The organism is Ruegeria sp. YTSC199, assembly GCF_059609725.1.
Genome location: NZ_JBXWMF010000007.1, coordinates 174,813 through 190,670 on the forward strand (window position 1 = coordinate 174,813; position 15,858 = coordinate 190,670).

18 protein-coding genes are annotated in these 15,858 nt (G+C 58.1%); 10 read left to right on the plus strand and 8 right to left on the minus strand.

The window, feature by feature from the left end; translation table 11 throughout:
* Positions 1-230 precede the first annotated feature (230 nt).
* The 6 genes from AC2FEE_RS09290 (at position 231) to grxD (ending at position 6,091) form a co-directional block, all read left to right on the plus strand.
* The gene (locus tag AC2FEE_RS09290) at positions 231-2,516 is read left to right on the plus strand and encodes a mechanosensitive ion channel family protein (protein WP_496864640.1); all 2,286 of its coding nucleotides are present in this window, start codon (positions 231-233) and stop codon (positions 2,514-2,516) included.
* A 171-nt stretch (positions 2,517-2,687) separates the two neighbouring features.
* Positions 2,688-4,847, plus strand: a complete 2,160-nt coding sequence (purL, locus tag AC2FEE_RS09295) for a phosphoribosylformylglycinamidine synthase subunit PurL (protein WP_496864642.1) — start codon at positions 2,688-2,690, stop codon at positions 4,845-4,847.
* 135 nt (positions 4,848-4,982) lie between these two features.
* Entirely contained in the window at positions 4,983-5,219 is a 237-nt protein-coding gene (locus AC2FEE_RS09300) for a BolA/IbaG family iron-sulfur metabolism protein (RefSeq protein ID WP_496864643.1), read from the plus strand.
* The gene (locus AC2FEE_RS09305) at positions 5,219-5,455 is read left to right on the plus strand and encodes a hypothetical protein (RefSeq protein WP_496864645.1); all 237 of its coding nucleotides are present in this window, start codon (positions 5,219-5,221) and stop codon (positions 5,453-5,455) included. The genes AC2FEE_RS09300 and AC2FEE_RS09305 overlap by 1 nt, the downstream gene beginning before the upstream one ends.
* Entirely contained in the window at positions 5,452-5,742 is a 291-nt protein-coding gene (locus tag AC2FEE_RS09310) for a hypothetical protein (RefSeq protein ID WP_496864646.1), read from the plus strand. Before AC2FEE_RS09305 ends, AC2FEE_RS09310 begins: the two co-directional genes overlap by 4 nt.
* Positions 5,729-6,091 carry a Grx4 family monothiol glutaredoxin gene (grxD, locus tag AC2FEE_RS09315; protein WP_496864647.1) on the plus strand — a complete coding sequence of 121 codons (363 nt, stop codon included), beginning with the start codon at positions 5,729-5,731 and terminating at the stop codon, positions 6,089-6,091. The genes AC2FEE_RS09310 and grxD overlap by 14 nt, the downstream gene beginning before the upstream one ends.
* Here grxD and AC2FEE_RS09320 read toward each other — a convergent pair whose 3' ends face one another.
* From AC2FEE_RS09320 to AC2FEE_RS09330, 3 genes are read right to left on the minus strand one after another with little or no spacing between them, the layout of a single operon-like run.
* Positions 6,092-6,448 carry an MliC family protein gene (locus tag AC2FEE_RS09320; RefSeq protein ID WP_496864648.1) on the minus strand — a complete coding sequence of 119 codons (357 nt, stop codon included), beginning with the start codon at positions 6,446-6,448 and terminating at the stop codon, positions 6,092-6,094.
* On the minus strand, positions 6,445-6,840 hold the full coding sequence (locus AC2FEE_RS09325; RefSeq protein WP_496864650.1) for a cell division protein ZapA: 396 nt from the start codon (positions 6,838-6,840) through the stop codon (positions 6,445-6,447). Before AC2FEE_RS09325 ends, AC2FEE_RS09320 begins: the two co-directional genes overlap by 4 nt.
* Positions 6,840-7,637, minus strand: a complete 798-nt coding sequence (locus tag AC2FEE_RS09330; RefSeq protein WP_496864651.1) for a hypothetical protein — start codon at positions 7,635-7,637, stop codon at positions 6,840-6,842. Before AC2FEE_RS09330 ends, AC2FEE_RS09325 begins: the two co-directional genes overlap by 1 nt.
* Positions 7,638-7,871: 234 nt before the next feature.
* Between AC2FEE_RS09330 and tkt the strand changes: the two genes are divergently transcribed.
* A complete protein-coding gene (tkt, locus tag AC2FEE_RS09335; protein WP_496864653.1) occupies positions 7,872-9,896 on the plus strand; it encodes a transketolase in 2,025 nt (674 codons plus the stop codon).
* Positions 9,897-9,950: 54 nt separating this feature from the next.
* Here the strand turns inward: tkt and AC2FEE_RS09340 are convergent, their stop codons facing one another.
* Both AC2FEE_RS09340 and AC2FEE_RS09345 read right to left on the minus strand, forming a co-directional pair.
* Positions 9,951-10,361 carry a hypothetical protein gene (locus AC2FEE_RS09340; protein WP_496864654.1) on the minus strand — a complete coding sequence of 137 codons (411 nt, stop codon included), beginning with the start codon at positions 10,359-10,361 and terminating at the stop codon, positions 9,951-9,953.
* Positions 10,362-10,382: 21 nt separating this feature from the next.
* The gene (locus AC2FEE_RS09345) at positions 10,383-11,354 is read right to left on the minus strand and encodes a DUF808 domain-containing protein (RefSeq protein ID WP_496864655.1); all 972 of its coding nucleotides are present in this window, start codon (positions 11,352-11,354) and stop codon (positions 10,383-10,385) included.
* Between the two features lie 181 nt (positions 11,355-11,535).
* Between AC2FEE_RS09345 and gap (AC2FEE_RS09350) the strand changes: the two genes are divergently transcribed.
* The 3 genes from gap (AC2FEE_RS09350) to gap (AC2FEE_RS09360) all read left to right on the plus strand — a co-directional run bounded on the left by gap (AC2FEE_RS09350) (position 11,536) and on the right by gap (AC2FEE_RS09360) (position 13,838).
* Positions 11,536-12,537 carry a type I glyceraldehyde-3-phosphate dehydrogenase gene (gene gap, locus AC2FEE_RS09350; RefSeq protein ID WP_496864656.1) on the plus strand — a complete coding sequence of 334 codons (1,002 nt, stop codon included), beginning with the start codon at positions 11,536-11,538 and terminating at the stop codon, positions 12,535-12,537.
* A 71-nt stretch (positions 12,538-12,608) separates the two neighbouring features.
* A complete protein-coding gene (locus AC2FEE_RS09355; RefSeq protein WP_496864657.1) occupies positions 12,609-12,752 on the plus strand; it encodes a hypothetical protein in 144 nt (47 codons plus the stop codon).
* Positions 12,753-12,833: 81 nt separating this feature from the next.
* Entirely contained in the window at positions 12,834-13,838 is a 1,005-nt protein-coding gene (gene gap, locus AC2FEE_RS09360) for a type I glyceraldehyde-3-phosphate dehydrogenase (protein ID WP_496864659.1), read from the plus strand.
* Here gap (AC2FEE_RS09360) and coaD read toward each other — a convergent pair.
* From coaD to AC2FEE_RS09375, 3 genes are all read right to left on the minus strand, one after another.
* Positions 13,830-14,321 (minus strand): pantetheine-phosphate adenylyltransferase, encoded by a 492-nt coding sequence (gene coaD, locus AC2FEE_RS09365; RefSeq protein WP_496864660.1) that lies wholly within the window; start codon positions 14,319-14,321, stop codon positions 13,830-13,832. The two genes, gap (AC2FEE_RS09360) and coaD, sit on opposite strands and share 9 nt — an antisense overlap.
* An 85-nt stretch (positions 14,322-14,406) precedes the next feature.
* Positions 14,407-14,844 (minus strand): CBS domain-containing protein, encoded by a 438-nt coding sequence (locus AC2FEE_RS09370; protein ID WP_496864661.1) that lies wholly within the window; start codon positions 14,842-14,844, stop codon positions 14,407-14,409.
* 59 nt (positions 14,845-14,903) lie between these two features.
* A complete protein-coding gene (locus tag AC2FEE_RS09375) occupies positions 14,904-15,806 on the minus strand; it encodes a LysR family transcriptional regulator (protein ID WP_496864663.1) in 903 nt (300 codons plus the stop codon).
* Between the last annotated feature and the right edge of the window lie 52 nt (positions 15,807-15,858).

The following is a 15,858-nucleotide window of genomic DNA, read 5'->3' on the forward strand; positions in this document are numbered from 1 at the left end:
TCTTGATCGTTCACAAACTGATCCCTAAATGAGCACTCGAAGGCGGTGATGCTGAAACGCTCATCATCTTCATACCTCCCTGTTGGACTACGGCCGAGCTTAGTGCTCGGCCTTTTTTTTGGCTTAAGGCCACATGTGCCAGTCTGATCGCCAAAACTTCTGTGATTTCCGGGCACTTAGACCTATGATCACGAAAAAATCACGAAGACTTGTGTTCGAGGACAGATTCGATGTTTCAGCCCTTTCGCCTATTGCTGGTGATAATTTCCGTTGTTTGCCTGACCGGGCCAGTATTGGCGCAGAGCAACGGCTCGACCGGTTCCACCGCCCCTGTCAGCATTCCAGAAGACCTGACACCTGAACAGGTCGACGATCTGGTCGCACGTATGTCCGACGATCAAGTTCGCGCCATTTTGTTAGAGCGTCTGGATGCGGTCGCGGAAAAACACGCCGCTGAGGCAGCGGATCGTGAAGACCCGATAACTGAACTCAACGAGATTTGGGCCGAAATGGTGGCGTCGTGGACGCACGTTGCAGTCACCGTGCCAAACCTTTTCAGCGCACAGGTGCATGCAATCGATAATTTCATCGGCACATTCGGGACCAACGGTGTGTTTGTCCTAATGGGGCTGGTGCTGAGCGTTCTGGTCGCCGGCTTCATCGCGGAAAAGCTGTTCGGCTTGCTGACCCGAAAGTGGCACAATCAGACCGAAGCTGCGGATGAGAATGATCTGTGGGGGGCCGTCAGCTACTTGTTCCGCCGCTTCTGTCGCGAGATCGCCGGCCTGGTGGTTTTCTACGTCGTCATCCGTGCCCTCGGACGCGTACTTCTAACGCCGGAACAACTAACCTATGCCGCGCCCTTCGTGTTCTATCTAGTCTGGATTCCGCGGTTGGGCGCTGCCGCCTCGCGCTTTGTCCTGGCGCCGAACAAACCTCATTTCCGCCTTGTGAACATTGACGACCATTGGGCGAAATACCTGCATCGCAATCTGATCGGCCTTTTGCTGCTAATCGGGTTCACACTGTTCATCCTCCGCTTTAATCAACTGAACGGCGTCACCGGAGGGGAAACTCGCATTGGGTTCTGGCTGAACGCAGCAATCCACATCTACATCGGTGTGATTGCCTGGAAAGCGCGTGAAGGCCTGTCACAGATGATGCTGGGCACCGACCCCGATCACACCAAGTTCGACGAGGAGGTGGCGCATTATTACCCCTATTTCGCTATTGGCGTTTCGGCGGTGATCTGGCTGCTTGTTGAGTTTCTGGCCGCGCAGCGCGATCCGGTGACCCGCATCTTGCTGGTTCAGGGAGCGCATTTCACGACCATGTTTTGGTTGTTGATCGCACCGGCGCTGGACACGTTGATCCGCGGCTTGGTGCGCCATCTTCAGCCGCCGATGCAAGGCGAAGGCCCCGTGGCCGAGCGGGCGTATAGGTCCACCAAACGCAGCTATATCCGCATCGGCCGGGTTTTGGCTGGCATTCTGGTAATCCTGATGATTGCCAGGGCATGGGATTTGGACCTGCAGGAAATCGCAGGTGGTGGTGCCGAATCCGGTAGCAAGCTGATCCAGTTCTTCATCATCATCGCCATCGGCTACATCCTGAACGAGGTCGTCTCGCTCTGGATCAACCGTCGTCTGGCGAAAGAACAAACTGCAGCCGAGCAAAGCCCCGACGAAGAGGCCGGTGAAGGCGGTGGTTCGGGCGGTTCGCGCTTGGCGACGGTTCTGCCGCTGCTGCGTGTGACCGCGCAGGCCGCCATCGCGGTGATCTTTGTTCTGCTTGCCCTAGGGGCTTTGGGGATCAATATCACTCCGCTTTTGGCCGGTGCTGGTGTGTTGGGTTTGGCCATCGGCTTTGGCGCCCAAAAACTGGTGGCTGACATCGTCGGCGGCATTTTCTTTCTGGTGGATGATGCTTTCCGGGTTGGCGAATATGTGGATGTCGGTGGCACCACCGGAACGGTCGAGAAAATCTCGATCCGCTCGATGCAACTGCGTCACCACCGCGGCCCGGTTCACACCATTCCCTATGGTGAGATTCAGAAGCTGACCAACTACAGCCGCGACTGGGTCATCATGAAACTGAAATTCACCGTGCCCTTCGACACCGATCCCAACAAGGTGAAGAAGATCTTCAAGAAGATCGGCGCCGAGATGATGGAGGACGAGACCCACAAGGAGGGTTTCCTGCAGCCCTTCAAGTCTCAGGGTGTGTTTGACTTTGATGATGTGGGCATGATTATCCGTGGCAAGTTCATGGCTAAACCCGGCAAGCAGTTCACCCTGCGCAAGGAAATCTTCAATCGCGTGAAGGCCGCTTTCAAGGAAAACGGCATCGACTTTGCCCGCCGCGAGGTGCGCGTAGCGATCCCTGGCCTGGACGACGCCGATCACCTGACTGAGGAACAAAAAGCCGCCATCGGGGCTGCTGCCGGTGAAGCCGCCAACCAGCAAGCCGAACAGCAGGGCCAAAAACCCGGTTCCGCTCACGGCGCGCCGGAGTAGAACGAAGATACCTGAAAGATCATGATGGCCGCCCTGCTCAACCAGCCGGGCGGCCGTTTTTTTGCCCCCAGGCCGCGTCAAACTATGCCTTGCGGGTCTTAACCCTTTCCACGGGCGCGCCCTTGGCCTAAAAGGCGCGCAATCTCGGCCCACTTGGACACAGGACAGAAGATGCAAGAGCCCGCAATCACACCAGACCTGATCGCCGCACACGGGCTCAAGCCCGACGAATACGACATGATCCTCGAGATCATCGGGCGCGAGCCGACCTTCACCGAACTGGGCATCTTTTCGGCCATGTGGAACGAGCATTGTTCCTACAAGTCGTCCAAGAAATGGCTGCGTACCCTGCCCACCTCGGGACCTCAGGTGATATGCGGACCGGGTGAGAACGCGGGTGTTGTCGATATCGGCGACGGTCAGGCGGTGGTCTTCAAGATGGAGAGCCATAACCACCCCTCCTACATTGAACCCTATCAGGGTGCGGCAACAGGTGTCGGCGGCATCCTGCGCGACGTCTTCACCATGGGCGCGCGCCCCATCGCGTCTATGAACGCTCTGTCTTTTGGTGAACCCGGCCACCACAAGACCCGCCAACTGGTGAACGGTGTGGTCGAAGGCATCGGCGGCTATGGCAACTGCTTTGGTGTTCCCTGCGTCGGCGGTGAAGTTCGTTTCCATCCGGCCTATAACGGCAACTGCCTGGTGAACGCGTTTGCTGCAGGTTTGGCCGACAGCGATAAGATTTTCTACTCGGCAGCTTCGGGCGTCGGTATGCCTGTCGTTTATCTGGGCGCCAAGACCGGTCGTGACGGCGTGGGCGGTGCAACCATGGCCTCGGCTGAATTCGACGATACCATCGAAGAAAAGCGTCCCACCGTTCAGGTCGGCGACCCGTTCACCGAAAAGCGCCTGATGGAGGCAACGCTGGAACTGATGCGGACCGGCGCCGTAATCTCGATCCAGGATATGGGTGCTGCGGGTCTGACCTGTTCTGCCGTTGAAATGGGCGACAAGGGTGGTCTGGGCGTACGTCTGGACTTGGAGAACGTCCCCCAGCGCGAAGAGGACATGACCGCGTACGAGATGATGCTGTCGGAATCTCAGGAACGCATGCTGATGGTCCTCAAGCCCGAGCTAGAGGCCGAGGCCCGTGCGGTGTTCGAGAAATGGGATCTGGACTTTGCCATCGTAGGCGAGACCATTGCCGAAGACCGGTTCCTGATCGTCCATAACGGTGAAGTCAAAGCCGACTTGGTGCTGTCTAAACTGTCTTCGACCGCGCCGGAATATGACCGCCCATGGGAACCCACACCCGAAGCCGAAGAATTGGCCGAGGTCCCTCAGATCGACCCGATCGACGGCCTGCGCGCCTTGCTTGCTTCACCGAACTATGCGGGCAAGCAATGGGTCTACGAACAATACGACACCATGGTCATGGCCGACACTGCCCGCACGCCGGGCCTAGGTGCAGGCATGGTCCGCGTGCATGGAACTGACAAAACACTGGCCTTCACCAGTGATGTCACGCCTCGCTATGTCCGCGCCAACCCTGTTGAGGGCGGCAAGCAGGCGGTTGCCGAAGCCTACCGCAACCTGACCGCCGTGGGGGCCAAGCCACTCGCAACCACCGACAACCTGAATTTCGGCAACCCCGAAAAGCCCGAGATCATGGGCCAGTTTGTCGGTGCGATCCAAGGCATTGGTAAAGCCGTTGCAGCACTGGATATGCCCATCGTGTCAGGCAACGTGTCGCTGTATAATGAGACCGACGGTCAGGCAATCTTACCCACCCCGACCATCGGTGCGGTTGGTCTGCTGAATCACAGCGACGAAATCATCGGCAATGAAGTCCGCGAAGGCCACGTCGCGCTGGTCATCGGTGAAACCAACGGCCATCTGGGTCAGTCAGCCCTTCTGGCCGAAGTGTTCAACCGCGAAGACGGCGATGCCCCGCATGTCGATCTGGACACGGAAAAGCGCAATGGCGAATTCATTCGCGCCAATCGCGAGATGATCAAAGCCTGCACCGATTTGGGCGACGGAGGTCTTGCTTTGGCCGCGTTCGAACTGGCCGAAGCAGCGGGTGTTGGCGTTCATCTCGACGATGCCTCGACCGAGTTCCTGTTCGGAGAGGATCAGGCCCGTTATCTGGTCGCCTGCAACTTCGATCAGGCCGAAGCGCTTATGATCACGGCCGGTCAGGCCGGCGTTCCGCTGGTCTCGGTCGGACGCTTCACCGGCGATACAATCAAGGTCGGAAATTCCGAAGCCACGCTTGAAGATCTGGCTGCCACATTCCGCAGCAGCTTTGCCGAAGCTGTAGCCTGATAACAGATCAGAACCGCATTGAGAAACCTGTGCCCGGACCGGCGCAGGTTTTGTCGTTTCGAGACCCTGTTCACACCCTTGCGCGCCACGTCCGGGCGCTCTACATCTTGGGAAAGACCTTCAGGAGTTACCTACATGCCGATGAGCGCCCACGAAATCGAACACCTGCTGCGCGAAGCCTTTCCCAATGCGGAAATTCAGGTCGGCGGGCAAGACGGCGTACACATGTCCGCAATGGTGGTAGACGAAAGCTTTCGCGGGAAAAACCGGGTTCAGCAACAACGTGCGGTCTATGCCGCGCTGAAGGGCAAGATGGACGGACCGGATGGAGAGTTGCACGCTCTGGCGCTAACCACTAAAGCGCCAGAGTAATGGATCTTGCAATTGGCGTTGCTGGCATTTTGGCAGTAGTAATACTTGTTGCTTTTCTGGCGCGTAGTCGCGAGAAGCTCGACCAAAAGCCAAAACGCGGTACTTTTCCGGGTAGAGGTGATCAGATGATCAATGCCAGCTACGATTCAGGTGGACCCGGTGGTGGCCATGGAACAATCGTTCGTGTGCCCAAGGACCCTCAAGAATACACCAAAGCAATGTCCCCTAAAAAATGAGTGGCTGGTTGTTCTGGATAGGTGTAATCGCAGCATTGATAGTTGCCGCCGCTCTGATCGAAGCCTATGTGAAGCGGAACAGAAAGCGTAACCTCGCCGACATGCGTCCCGATCCGGACAAAATCAGCAAGGTCGGCGGCATCGAAAGATACGGGCTGGATCCGTTGGCCCTGGCGCAAGCCGAACACCGACGGTTGGAGGAAGAAGGATGGACCTCTGACCCGTCAAAGAATGAAACGACCGCCCCGGATGCGGGTGAAGAGGACAAGCAAGATGAGCGACGTTAAAACCCAAATCGACGAAACCGTCAAAGCCAACGATGTGGTGCTTTACATGAAAGGCACCAAGGAAATGCCGCAGTGCGGGTTTTCGTCCCGCGTGGCCGGTGTTCTGAACTACATGGGCGTGGATTTCACTGACGTGAACGTTCTGGCCGATGAACATGTGCGTCAGGGCATCAAGGATTATTCGGACTGGCCGACTGTGCCGCAGCTTTTCGTCAAAGGCGAATTCGTCGGCGGTTGCGACATCATCACCGAGATGACCCTGTCGGGCGAGTTGGATACGCTGTTTGACGAGAACGGCGTCGGCTACAACAAAGAAGCCGCAGACAAAATCCGCGAAGCGAACGCCTGATCAGCGGCTGCTGCAGTTTTGTAGAATGATTTGCTCACTGGCGGCATCCGAACCTGTCGCCAGAAAGCTCACCGTGGCGTCCCAGCCTTTGGAGCGCAGGACATAAGTCCCTGCTGCTTCGCCCTCAGATTCATAGCGAATGCCCGAACCGCTTGCGGCCTGCCGCAACGTGACCAGTTGATTATCCACCATCATCGCCGCCGCACTGGACCCGTCGGGCGCGTTGAAATAGGCGACTTGCAGGGGAATCCCTCCCTCGCAGGCGAATGTGACCGGCAGGATATCGATCTCAGCCCAGGCCAAACTACCCGGAAGCGCCAAAACTACGGCCCAGGCGAGGGATTTGGCCGTACTCATTCCGCAGACCTTTCTTCGACCACGGAAGCCAAGGCTTCGGCCCGCGCGGCCAGTTCCGCCAGAGTGTCTGTCACCGAGGGTGGCACCACAGCCACCTCGATCCGTTCGGGTTCCGGTTGCGGCATGTTTCTGAGCGCTTGCAACTCTGCCTCGACCGCGGCCAGTTTTGCTTCGAGCGCATTTATCTTTTCATCCGTTCCAGCTGTCTTGTCCGCCAGCATCAGGCCAGCCATCAGCAACATGCGCGATTCCGGCATCCTACCGATCTGATCAGACAGGACCTGCGCCTCGTCATCCAGCATCTTGGCGGCAGAATGCAGAAATGCCTCTTCGCCTTCCTGGCACGAGACCTCAAAGCCGCGCCCACCGATTTGAATGGTCACTTCGGGCATTACTCAACCTCTCCTTCCGCCAATTTCGCCTTCGACAGCAGCGGTTCAAGCCGAGCCAGAACAGCGTGTGCCTCGGCCGCATCCGTCGCCTGCGCGGCGCGCGTCGCCTCAAGCTCGGCCACCGTGGCGCGGTTGAGCAGATCGGCATCGGGCAGGCCGTCTTCGGCGGCGGCCCGCAATTCGTCGACCGATTTGCGCAATTGCTCATTCGCTTTTCGCATCCGCTGCAGGTCGTCATCCAGACGCGACATCGCCGCGCCGTGGCTGGCGCGTTCCGCGCGTAACATGTCCAACTCGGCGCTCAACTCGGCCACCCGTTCGCTGTCGGCCAGTTCCGACCGAAGGCGTGCATTTTCGGCCTCGACCTCTTGCGCCGCGCTGACAGCGGAAGCCAGTTGCGCATTTTCAGCCTTTAGCGCTTCAAGCTCATCCTGGTTTTCCAACGCCGCCTTGGCCGCCGCCAATTCGGCGCGTGCGGCCTCGACCGAGGCCAGCTTTGCAGTTGCTGCAGCCAACTGTTCCCGTAACGCACCATTTTCAGGATCTTCAACCGGCGCCGTCCGCAGGTTTTCCATATCGACGCGCATGGCGTCGACTTCCTGCTCGTGGCGTTCCTTCAGCGATTTCAGACGTTCTTCCAACTGCGCATTTGCAACGCGTTCATCGTCCAGTGCCGCGCGCAGGGTGCCATCCGCACCGCCGCTGGCCGGTGCTACGTCCCGCAGCGCATCGACGCCCGTTCCGATCCGATCCATTGCGGCAATGATACGGCGCTGTAATTCTTCGATCTGGCTCATGCCCCTGCCACCTCTTAATCAAGGTTCCTTGTATCGCAGCTGTGTCCGAATCAACACAAACCGCGTCTTGCCCTAGTCTAACCCAACGAGACGGAAAATACCCACTGTTTGCTTTCAACAGCTTGGGCCACTTTCTTGAACCACACCTCGGCCAGATTGCCCAGTTCTGCTTGCACTTTGGGGGGCGGATGGTATTGAGCGCCCATCTGCCTGTAATCCAAAGGAACAACGCCCGTGGACCTGACTGCGCTGCGCAATGCCAATCCTGAACACTGGAACAAAGCTGCGGCCATCCGCACCCTGACCCTTGACGCCGTCGCTGCCGCCAATTCCGGCCATTCCGGCATGCCAATGGGCATGGCCGACGTTGCGACCGTGCTGTTCGAAAAGCACCTGAAATTCGACGCCTCGGCCCCGAACTGGCCGGACCGCGACCGGTTCATCCTTTCGGCGGGTCACGGCTCGATGCTGATCTATTCGCTGCTCTACCTCACGGGTCATGCTGACGTCACGCTGGACGAGATCAAGAACTTCCGCCAGCTGGGCGCGAAAACCGCCGGTCACCCGGAAAACTTCCTAGTGGATGGGATCGAAACCACCACAGGCCCGCTGGGTCAGGGCATTTCGAACGCCGTGGGTTTTGCCATGGCAGAGGAAATTCAGCGCGCGCATTACGGCAAGAAGGTCGTGGATCACTATACCTATGTGATCGCGGGCGACGGCTGCCTGATGGAAGGCGTCAGCCAAGAGGCGATCACACTGGCCGGTCGTCACGAGCTGAGCAAATTGATCGTCTTCTGGGACAACAACAACATCACCATCGACGGCACCGTGGATATGGCCGACCGCACCGATCAGGTGCGCCGTTTCGCGGCCTCGGGCTGGCATGTGATCGAGATCGACGGCCACGATCCCAAGGCCATCGACGCCGCCATCGTTCAGGCGAAAAAGTCGAACAAGCCGACCATGATCGCTTGTGAAAGCCACATCGCTCTGGGTCACGCGGCGCAGGATACATCCAAAGGCCACGGCGCTTTGACGGATCAGGAACAGTTGAAAGCAGCAAAAGACGGCTACGGCTGGCCGCATGAAGCGTTCGAAGTCCCCGCCAATGTGAAGTCCGCTTGGGAGGCCATCGGTGCCCGCGGTGCCGCTGAGCGCGCTGCATGGGAAGAGCGTTTCGCGCAACTGTCCGAGCGTAAGCAGGCCGAGTTCAACCGCGCCTATGCGTTCGAAGCGCCCAGAAAGCTGGCCGGTGCCATCCGCGCATTCAAAAAGCAGATGTCGGAAGACCAGCCAAAACTGGCCACCCGCGCCTCGTCCGAGAAGGTTCTGAACGTCGTGAACCCGATCATGACCGAAACCGTTGGCGGCTCGGCCGACCTGACCGGCTCGAACAACACCAAATCGGCAGATATGGGCGTGTTCCTGCCGGAAAACCGCAAGGGCCGCTACATCCACTATGGGATCCGCGAGCACGGGATGGCCGCTGCAATGAACGGCATGGCGTTGCACGGTGGCATCCGCCCCTATGGCGGCACATTCATGGCCTTCACCGATTATGCCCGCCCATCCATGCGTCTGGCGGCGCTGATGAAGGTGCCGACTGTTTTCGTCATGACGCACGACTCGATCGGTCTGGGCGAAGACGGCCCGACCCACCAGCCGGTCGAGCATCTGGCGATCTCACGCGCGACGCCAAACACCTATGTGTTCCGCCCTGCCGACACGGTTGAGACTGCCGAGGCCTGGGAACTGGCGCTGACCTTCAAAGACAGCCCCTCGGTCCTGTCGCTGACTCGTCAGGGCGTACCGACCGTGCGGACACAACACAAAACCAAAAATCTCGTTGCTCAAGGCGCTTACGTTCTGGCCGAAGCCGAGGGCAAACGTCAGGCCATCCTGATCGCCACCGGCTCCGAAGTATCGCTGGCAATGGAGGCCAAAGCGATGCTCGAGGCCGAAGGCATCGGCACCCGCGTTGTTTCAATGCCCTGTATGGAATTGTTCGCCGAGCAGGACGAAGCCTACCGCAAGCGCGTTCTGCCCGCAGGTGCCGTGCGCGTCGGTATCGAGGCCGCCGTCCGTGCCGGCGGCTGGGACCGCTGGCTGTTGGGCGAGCGTGGCCGCGAAGCCAAGGCCGGTTTCATCGGCATGTCGGGCTTTGGCGCATCTGCTCCGGCGGGTGAGCTGTACAAGCATTTCGGCATCACCGCCGAGGCAACGGTTGCCAAGGTCAAGGAACTGCTGGGGCTGTAAGCCAATACCAAAGAATAAAGCAAAGGGCGGCTTTGGCCGCCCTTTTCCGTTTGCCTATACTTCGATCTGTTTTTTCAAAGCGTCGTATGCTTGCTGAGCGTAGTCCAGCCTCAATTCATACTGTCCACGCGCAACCACAAAGTCCGGGGCTTCGATACCCGCTGCCGAAAACGTCTGGATCAGATGCGTTCCCGACAGCGGAATGTATCCCCCCGATTGCCCTGAAAAACGGTTATACATCCGCCCTCCGAACCACCCACTGCGCTTTTTTGACTCCAGCGCCGTATGCAGGCGAAAATGCAAAACACCGAAAAGCTCTTTGGCATCAAACGGCATTAAATCTGCAGCCGCACTCATGGCAGAGACAATCGGCGCAAGTCCTTCACTGGACGCGTTCTGACAACCTTTTTGCGTCAGGCTTGGGCCAGAGACAATACGCAAGATTGGCTTGGTTTTTTTGGGCATGAACTCACCTATACCGCTCAATCAATGCGCATCGGTCTTGTCGGAGCCATATGAAAACAGCGGCCCGATCACCTTGGTGGCCAAAGGGATCAGCGCCAGCCCGTAGATCAGACCAAAAATGCCGTCCATGGTGGCCTTGGAAATCCATTCAACCGCGCCCACCCATTGCTCGGACACCGAATGCCCGATGGTATGTGCCCAGTCGTGAATGTGATGACCCAACCAGCCAAAACCCAGAACCTCCATCCCATGAATGACAATCGACCCGCCGACCCACAGCATTGCAGCAGTCCCAACGATCGACAGGGTCTTCAACACGCCCGGCATCGCCTTGACCAGACCGCGACCCAAGCCGCGACCTACAGGCGTTGGCGCGTTCTGAGCAAGATACAGGCCCACGTCGTCCATTTTCACGATCAAAGCAACCGATCCATAGACGGCTACGGTCACCCCAAGCCCAACAACTGCCAGCGTCGCCGCCTGCATCCACAGGTTTGGCGCCTCAATGGCGGCCAGAGCGATGGTCATGATCTCAGCCGACAGGATGAAATCGGTCTTGATCGCCCCCCTGACCTTCTGCTCCTCCAAATGGCCGGGGTCGCGCACGTTCATGTCTTCGTCGATGGCGTGGCTTCCATGCGGAAACAGGACATGAAAAATCTTCTCAGCCCCTTCGAAACACAAATATGACCCGCCCAGCATCAGCAAAGGCGTGATTAGCCAAGGCGCGAAATTGGCCAGCAACAGAGCCACCGGCAACAACAGCACGATCTTGTTGAACACCGAGCCCCGCGCAATGCGCCAGATGATCGGCAACTCACGCGCGGGCGCAAAGCCCTGAACGTATTTCGGTGTAACCGCCGCATCGTCAATGATCACACCCGCCGTCTTGGCCCCGGCCTTACCCGCCGCCGCAACCACGTCATCCACCGAGGACGCCGCGACCTTGGCGATCCCCGCCACATCATCCAAAAGGGCCAACAGACCGCTCATCGCGCATCCTTTCCTGTCTCCTGCCGCAATCGGACCCTACCCGATCCCTCAGCTAGCGCAAGCGTTAGCGCAATCTCGTGAGGTTTGCGCTAACACCTTAAAATTATGCCGCTTTTACTCTTTTGAGATTCAGAAATCGCCGCTATATGGCCTGCAACGCAAGCGCATTTGGAGACGTCACATGACCATAAAGGTCGGTATCAATGGTTTTGGCCGCATCGGCCGCTGCACCCTGTCGCACATCGCCGCGTCAGGCCGTAACGACATCGAAGTGATCAAGGTCAATGCGACCGGCCCGTTGGAAACAAGCGCGCATCTGCTGAAGTATGACAGCATTCATGGCCGTTTCCCCCGCGACATCGCCATCAATGGCAGCACCATGGATCTGGGTCGCGGCCCGATGGAGATGTTCTCGACCTACGACATGAACGAGCTGGACTGGGAAGGCTGCGACGTCGTTCTGGAATGCACCGGCAAATTCAATGACGGCACCAAGGCGAAAACACACCTTGAGCGTGGTGCCGGTAAGGTTCTGCTGTCCGCGCCGGGCAAAAACGTCGACAAGACCATCGTCTTCGGCGTGAACCACAACACGCTGACCGCGAACGACAACATGGTCTCGAACGGGTCCTGCACCACGAACTGCCTTGCTCCGCTTGCCAAGGTACTGGACGAAGGTGTCGGCATCGAAAACGGTATCATGACCACGATCCACGCCTATACCGGCGACCAGCCTACTTTGGACCGTCGGCACAGCGACCTGTACCGCGCCCGCGCTGCAGCTATGTCGATGATCCCGACATCGACCGGTGCCGCGAAAGCGCTGGGTGAAGTTCTGCCAAATCTGAAAGGTCGCCTGGACGGTTCCGCCATCCGCGTACCCACCCCGAACGTCTCGGCCGTGGACCTGACTTTCCGTGCCTCGCGCGAAGTCACCGTTGAAGAAGTCAACGAAATCGTCCGCGAAGCCGCACAAGGCCCGATGCAGCGTGTTCTGGGCTATGAACCCGCGCCGCTGGTCTCGACCGATTTCAACCACACCGAGGAAAGCTCAATCTTCGCGCCGGATCAGACCCGTGTTGTCGACAACCGTCTGGTCCGCGTTCTGGCCTGGTATGACAACGAATGGGGCTTCTCGGTTCGCATGGCCGACGTCGCCGTTGCCATGGGCCGGCTTAACTAAGACCGGTTTGAAATCTTGAACCTTTTTGCCCGCTCAGGTTATCTGGGCGGGCATTTTCGTTCGGGGCCGCAATGACCAATCAAATCGCTATCTGGCTCGGTCTCTTAGTACTCGGTGCGATCATAATCGACTACGCATTCTTTGGCCCCGAGCATCTGATCTTCCTTGGAAAAAAACTGTACGCCTTTCTTGACTGGGTCGCCATCTGGCGTTGACAGAGGTTTTGCTTGACATTTCCGTGTATCTGATGATGTTAGCGCTAACCATACTTAGCGGACATTCGGACGGAGCAGAAAATGACACTCAAGCTGGCAATTAACGGATTCGGACGGATCGGACGCGGCGTGCTGCGCGCGGTGATGGAGACGGGGCGCACCGACGTGGAAATCGTCGCGATCAACGACTTGGCCAAGCCGGAAATGAACGCACATCTGTTCGAATTTGACAGCGTTCATGGCCGCTATCCCAACACTGTCACCTTGTCCGATGCGGGCCTGGACGTTGGCGGCGGCCCCATCCGCCTAACCAGCGAGCGCGACCCCGAAGCGCTGAACTGGTCGGATGTCGACCTGGTTCTGGAATGTACCGGTGTATTCCGCACGCGCGAAGCCGCCGAACGTCATCTAAAAAACGGCTCGAAAAAAGTTCTGATCTCGGCCCCCGCACGCGGCGATGGCGCGGTTAAAACGGTCGTGTTTGGTGTGAACGAACACGAACTGACAGCCGAAGACACCGTGGTTTCGAACGCTTCCTGCACCACGAACTGCCTTTCCCCCGTGGCCGCCGCACTTGATGCAGGGCTGGGCATCGTGCACGGCAACATGACCACCGTTCACGCCTATACTGCCAGCCAACCGGTACACGATACTGCGGGCAAGGATCCTTATCTGTCGCGGGCTGCGGCCTTGTCGATGATCCCGACCACAACAGGTGCCGCAGCGGCCGTGGGTCTGGTTCTGCCGCAACTGGCAGGAAAACTGACCGGTCAGGCGATCCGCGTCCCTACCCCAAACGTATCGGTTGTGGATCTGGTGGCCGAGGTTTCGCGCCCCACCACTGAAGACGAGGTCAACGCGCTGTTTATTGAAACCGCGGCCAAAATCCCCGGCGTTCTGGCCGCGGAAAATCGCCCGCTGGTCTCAATGGATTTCAACCACGACGCCCACAGTTCAACCGTGTCATTGGCGGAAACCAAAGTCACCGACGGCACGCTGGTGCGCGTGCTGGCGTGGTACGACAACGAATGGGGTTTCTCGAACCGGATGCTGGACACAGCCGCCGCGATGGGTGCCCTAGCCTAACTTTTCACGCAGCGCGTCATTGACCCGGGGCGTGACGAATTTCGACACGTCCCCGTTCAGCCGCGCAATTTCTTTCACCAGTTTCGAGGCAATTGCCTGATGTCGGGCTTCAGCCATCAGGAACACGGTTTCGATCGAGTTGTCCAGCACGCGGTTCATGCCAACCATCTGGAACTCATACTCGAAATCCGCCACGGCCCGCAGACCGCGCACAATGATCTGGGCTCCTACATCACGGGCACAATCGATCAGCAAGTTTTCAAATGGATGGGCAACAATCTCGGTCCCGGTCTGTTCGGACAGAAAGGCGCATTCGGCCTCGATCATGGTAACGCGTTCTTCCAGGGCAAACATCGGCCCCTTGTCGCGGTTGATGGCGACGCCGATCACCAGCTTATCCACTAATGCCGAGGCGCGGCGGATAATATCGATATGGCCCAAAGTGATCGGGTCAAAGGTTCCAGGATATAATCCCACCCGCATCACGCCCTCCTGCGCAATAAAATTTCTGCGCAAGCAAACATAAACTTGATACAGGTGCAAGCTATCAGTTCGGTGGTCCGGGCCGTCAATGGCCCATAATCATGCCCTGCAACGCATCTTTTTCCATCGCCAATTCCGCCAGTTGTGCCTTAACGACGTCGCCAAGCGTCACAATTCCTACCAGTTTGCCGTCTTCAACCACGGGCATATGGCGAAAGCGGCCTTCGGTCATGCGAGCCATGATATCCTGAACGGTTGCCTGCCGTGTCGTCGTGATCAGGTCTTGCGTCATGTAGGAACTGACCGGCTGGTTAAGGCATCCGCTGCCACTTGCGGCCAATTCGCGAACGATATCACGTTCGGACAGGATACCCGATGCCGTTTGCCCGCCGTCCTCAGACACGATAACCGTACCGATACGTTTTTCTGCTAGAATCTTCGAAGCTTCTGAGACCGTCGCCGAAGGTTCGACCGTCACCACGCCTTCTGTAGACTTGGATGTCAGAATGGCCTGTACGAGCATGAAGAACACCTCCGAAATAATAATCTTATTCCAAAGCGTTGCGCGATTGGGCCAACCTGTCAAGCATCGGCATCGGCTTCAAGCCGCGCAATTTCGTCACGGATGCCCTGCGTCAGAGCGTCGGCAAAACGGTTCAACCGTTCATTGCGCTGGTCCCCCTGATGCCGGACAAGATAAAAACTACGGGTTAAACTCACTTGATCCGTCAGGATTTTCTTTAGGTTTCGGTGAAATGGCAATGTGAAGTCATGCGCCACGCACACCCCAGTGCCCAACGTTACCTGACGCAGCTGAACCGAGACGGAATTCGATGCAAGCGCGACACGGTCAATGCCGATATCGTTGAGATAGTCCAACTCTCGGTCGAAAATCATATCCGGGATATACCCAATCAATCGGTGCCCCATCAGATCGGTGACGGTGTATATGGGATCGTGGCGGTCCAAGTAGTCCTGCGTTGCCACCAAATGCAGTTTGTAATCGCTGACCCTTTTGACCAGCAGCTTTCCCGCGGTCGGCGCACTGACGGTCACGGCCATATCCGCCTCGCGCCGGGACAGGTTGATGATCCGCGGCAACGCCAGAATCTGAATGTCCAGATCGGGATTTGCGTCGCTGATTTTGGCACATACCTGCGGCAGCAAATAGTTCGCGCTGCCGTCAGGCGCGCCGATCCGAATTTGTCCACTAAGCGACTTGGTCGAACCCACCACAGCACCCGCCGCCGCACGCATCGCTTCTTCGGCCTGCAGACCGTGATCCAGCAGACGTTCCCCCGTCGCCGTCAGTACATATCCCTGCTGGGACTTCGTGAACAAGGTTGAGTCCAAAGCCGCCTCAAGCCGGGCAATGCGCCGTCCGACCGTGGCCGGGTCGATCTTCAGGATGCGCCCCGCGGATGACAGGCTTTCCTCGCGCGCGACGGTCAGAAAAACCCGCATATCATCCCAGTTTGGATTCATGTGTCACCTTTTGCATTTTTGCAAAGCTCTTTTGAGATATTGCCTCTGTTCA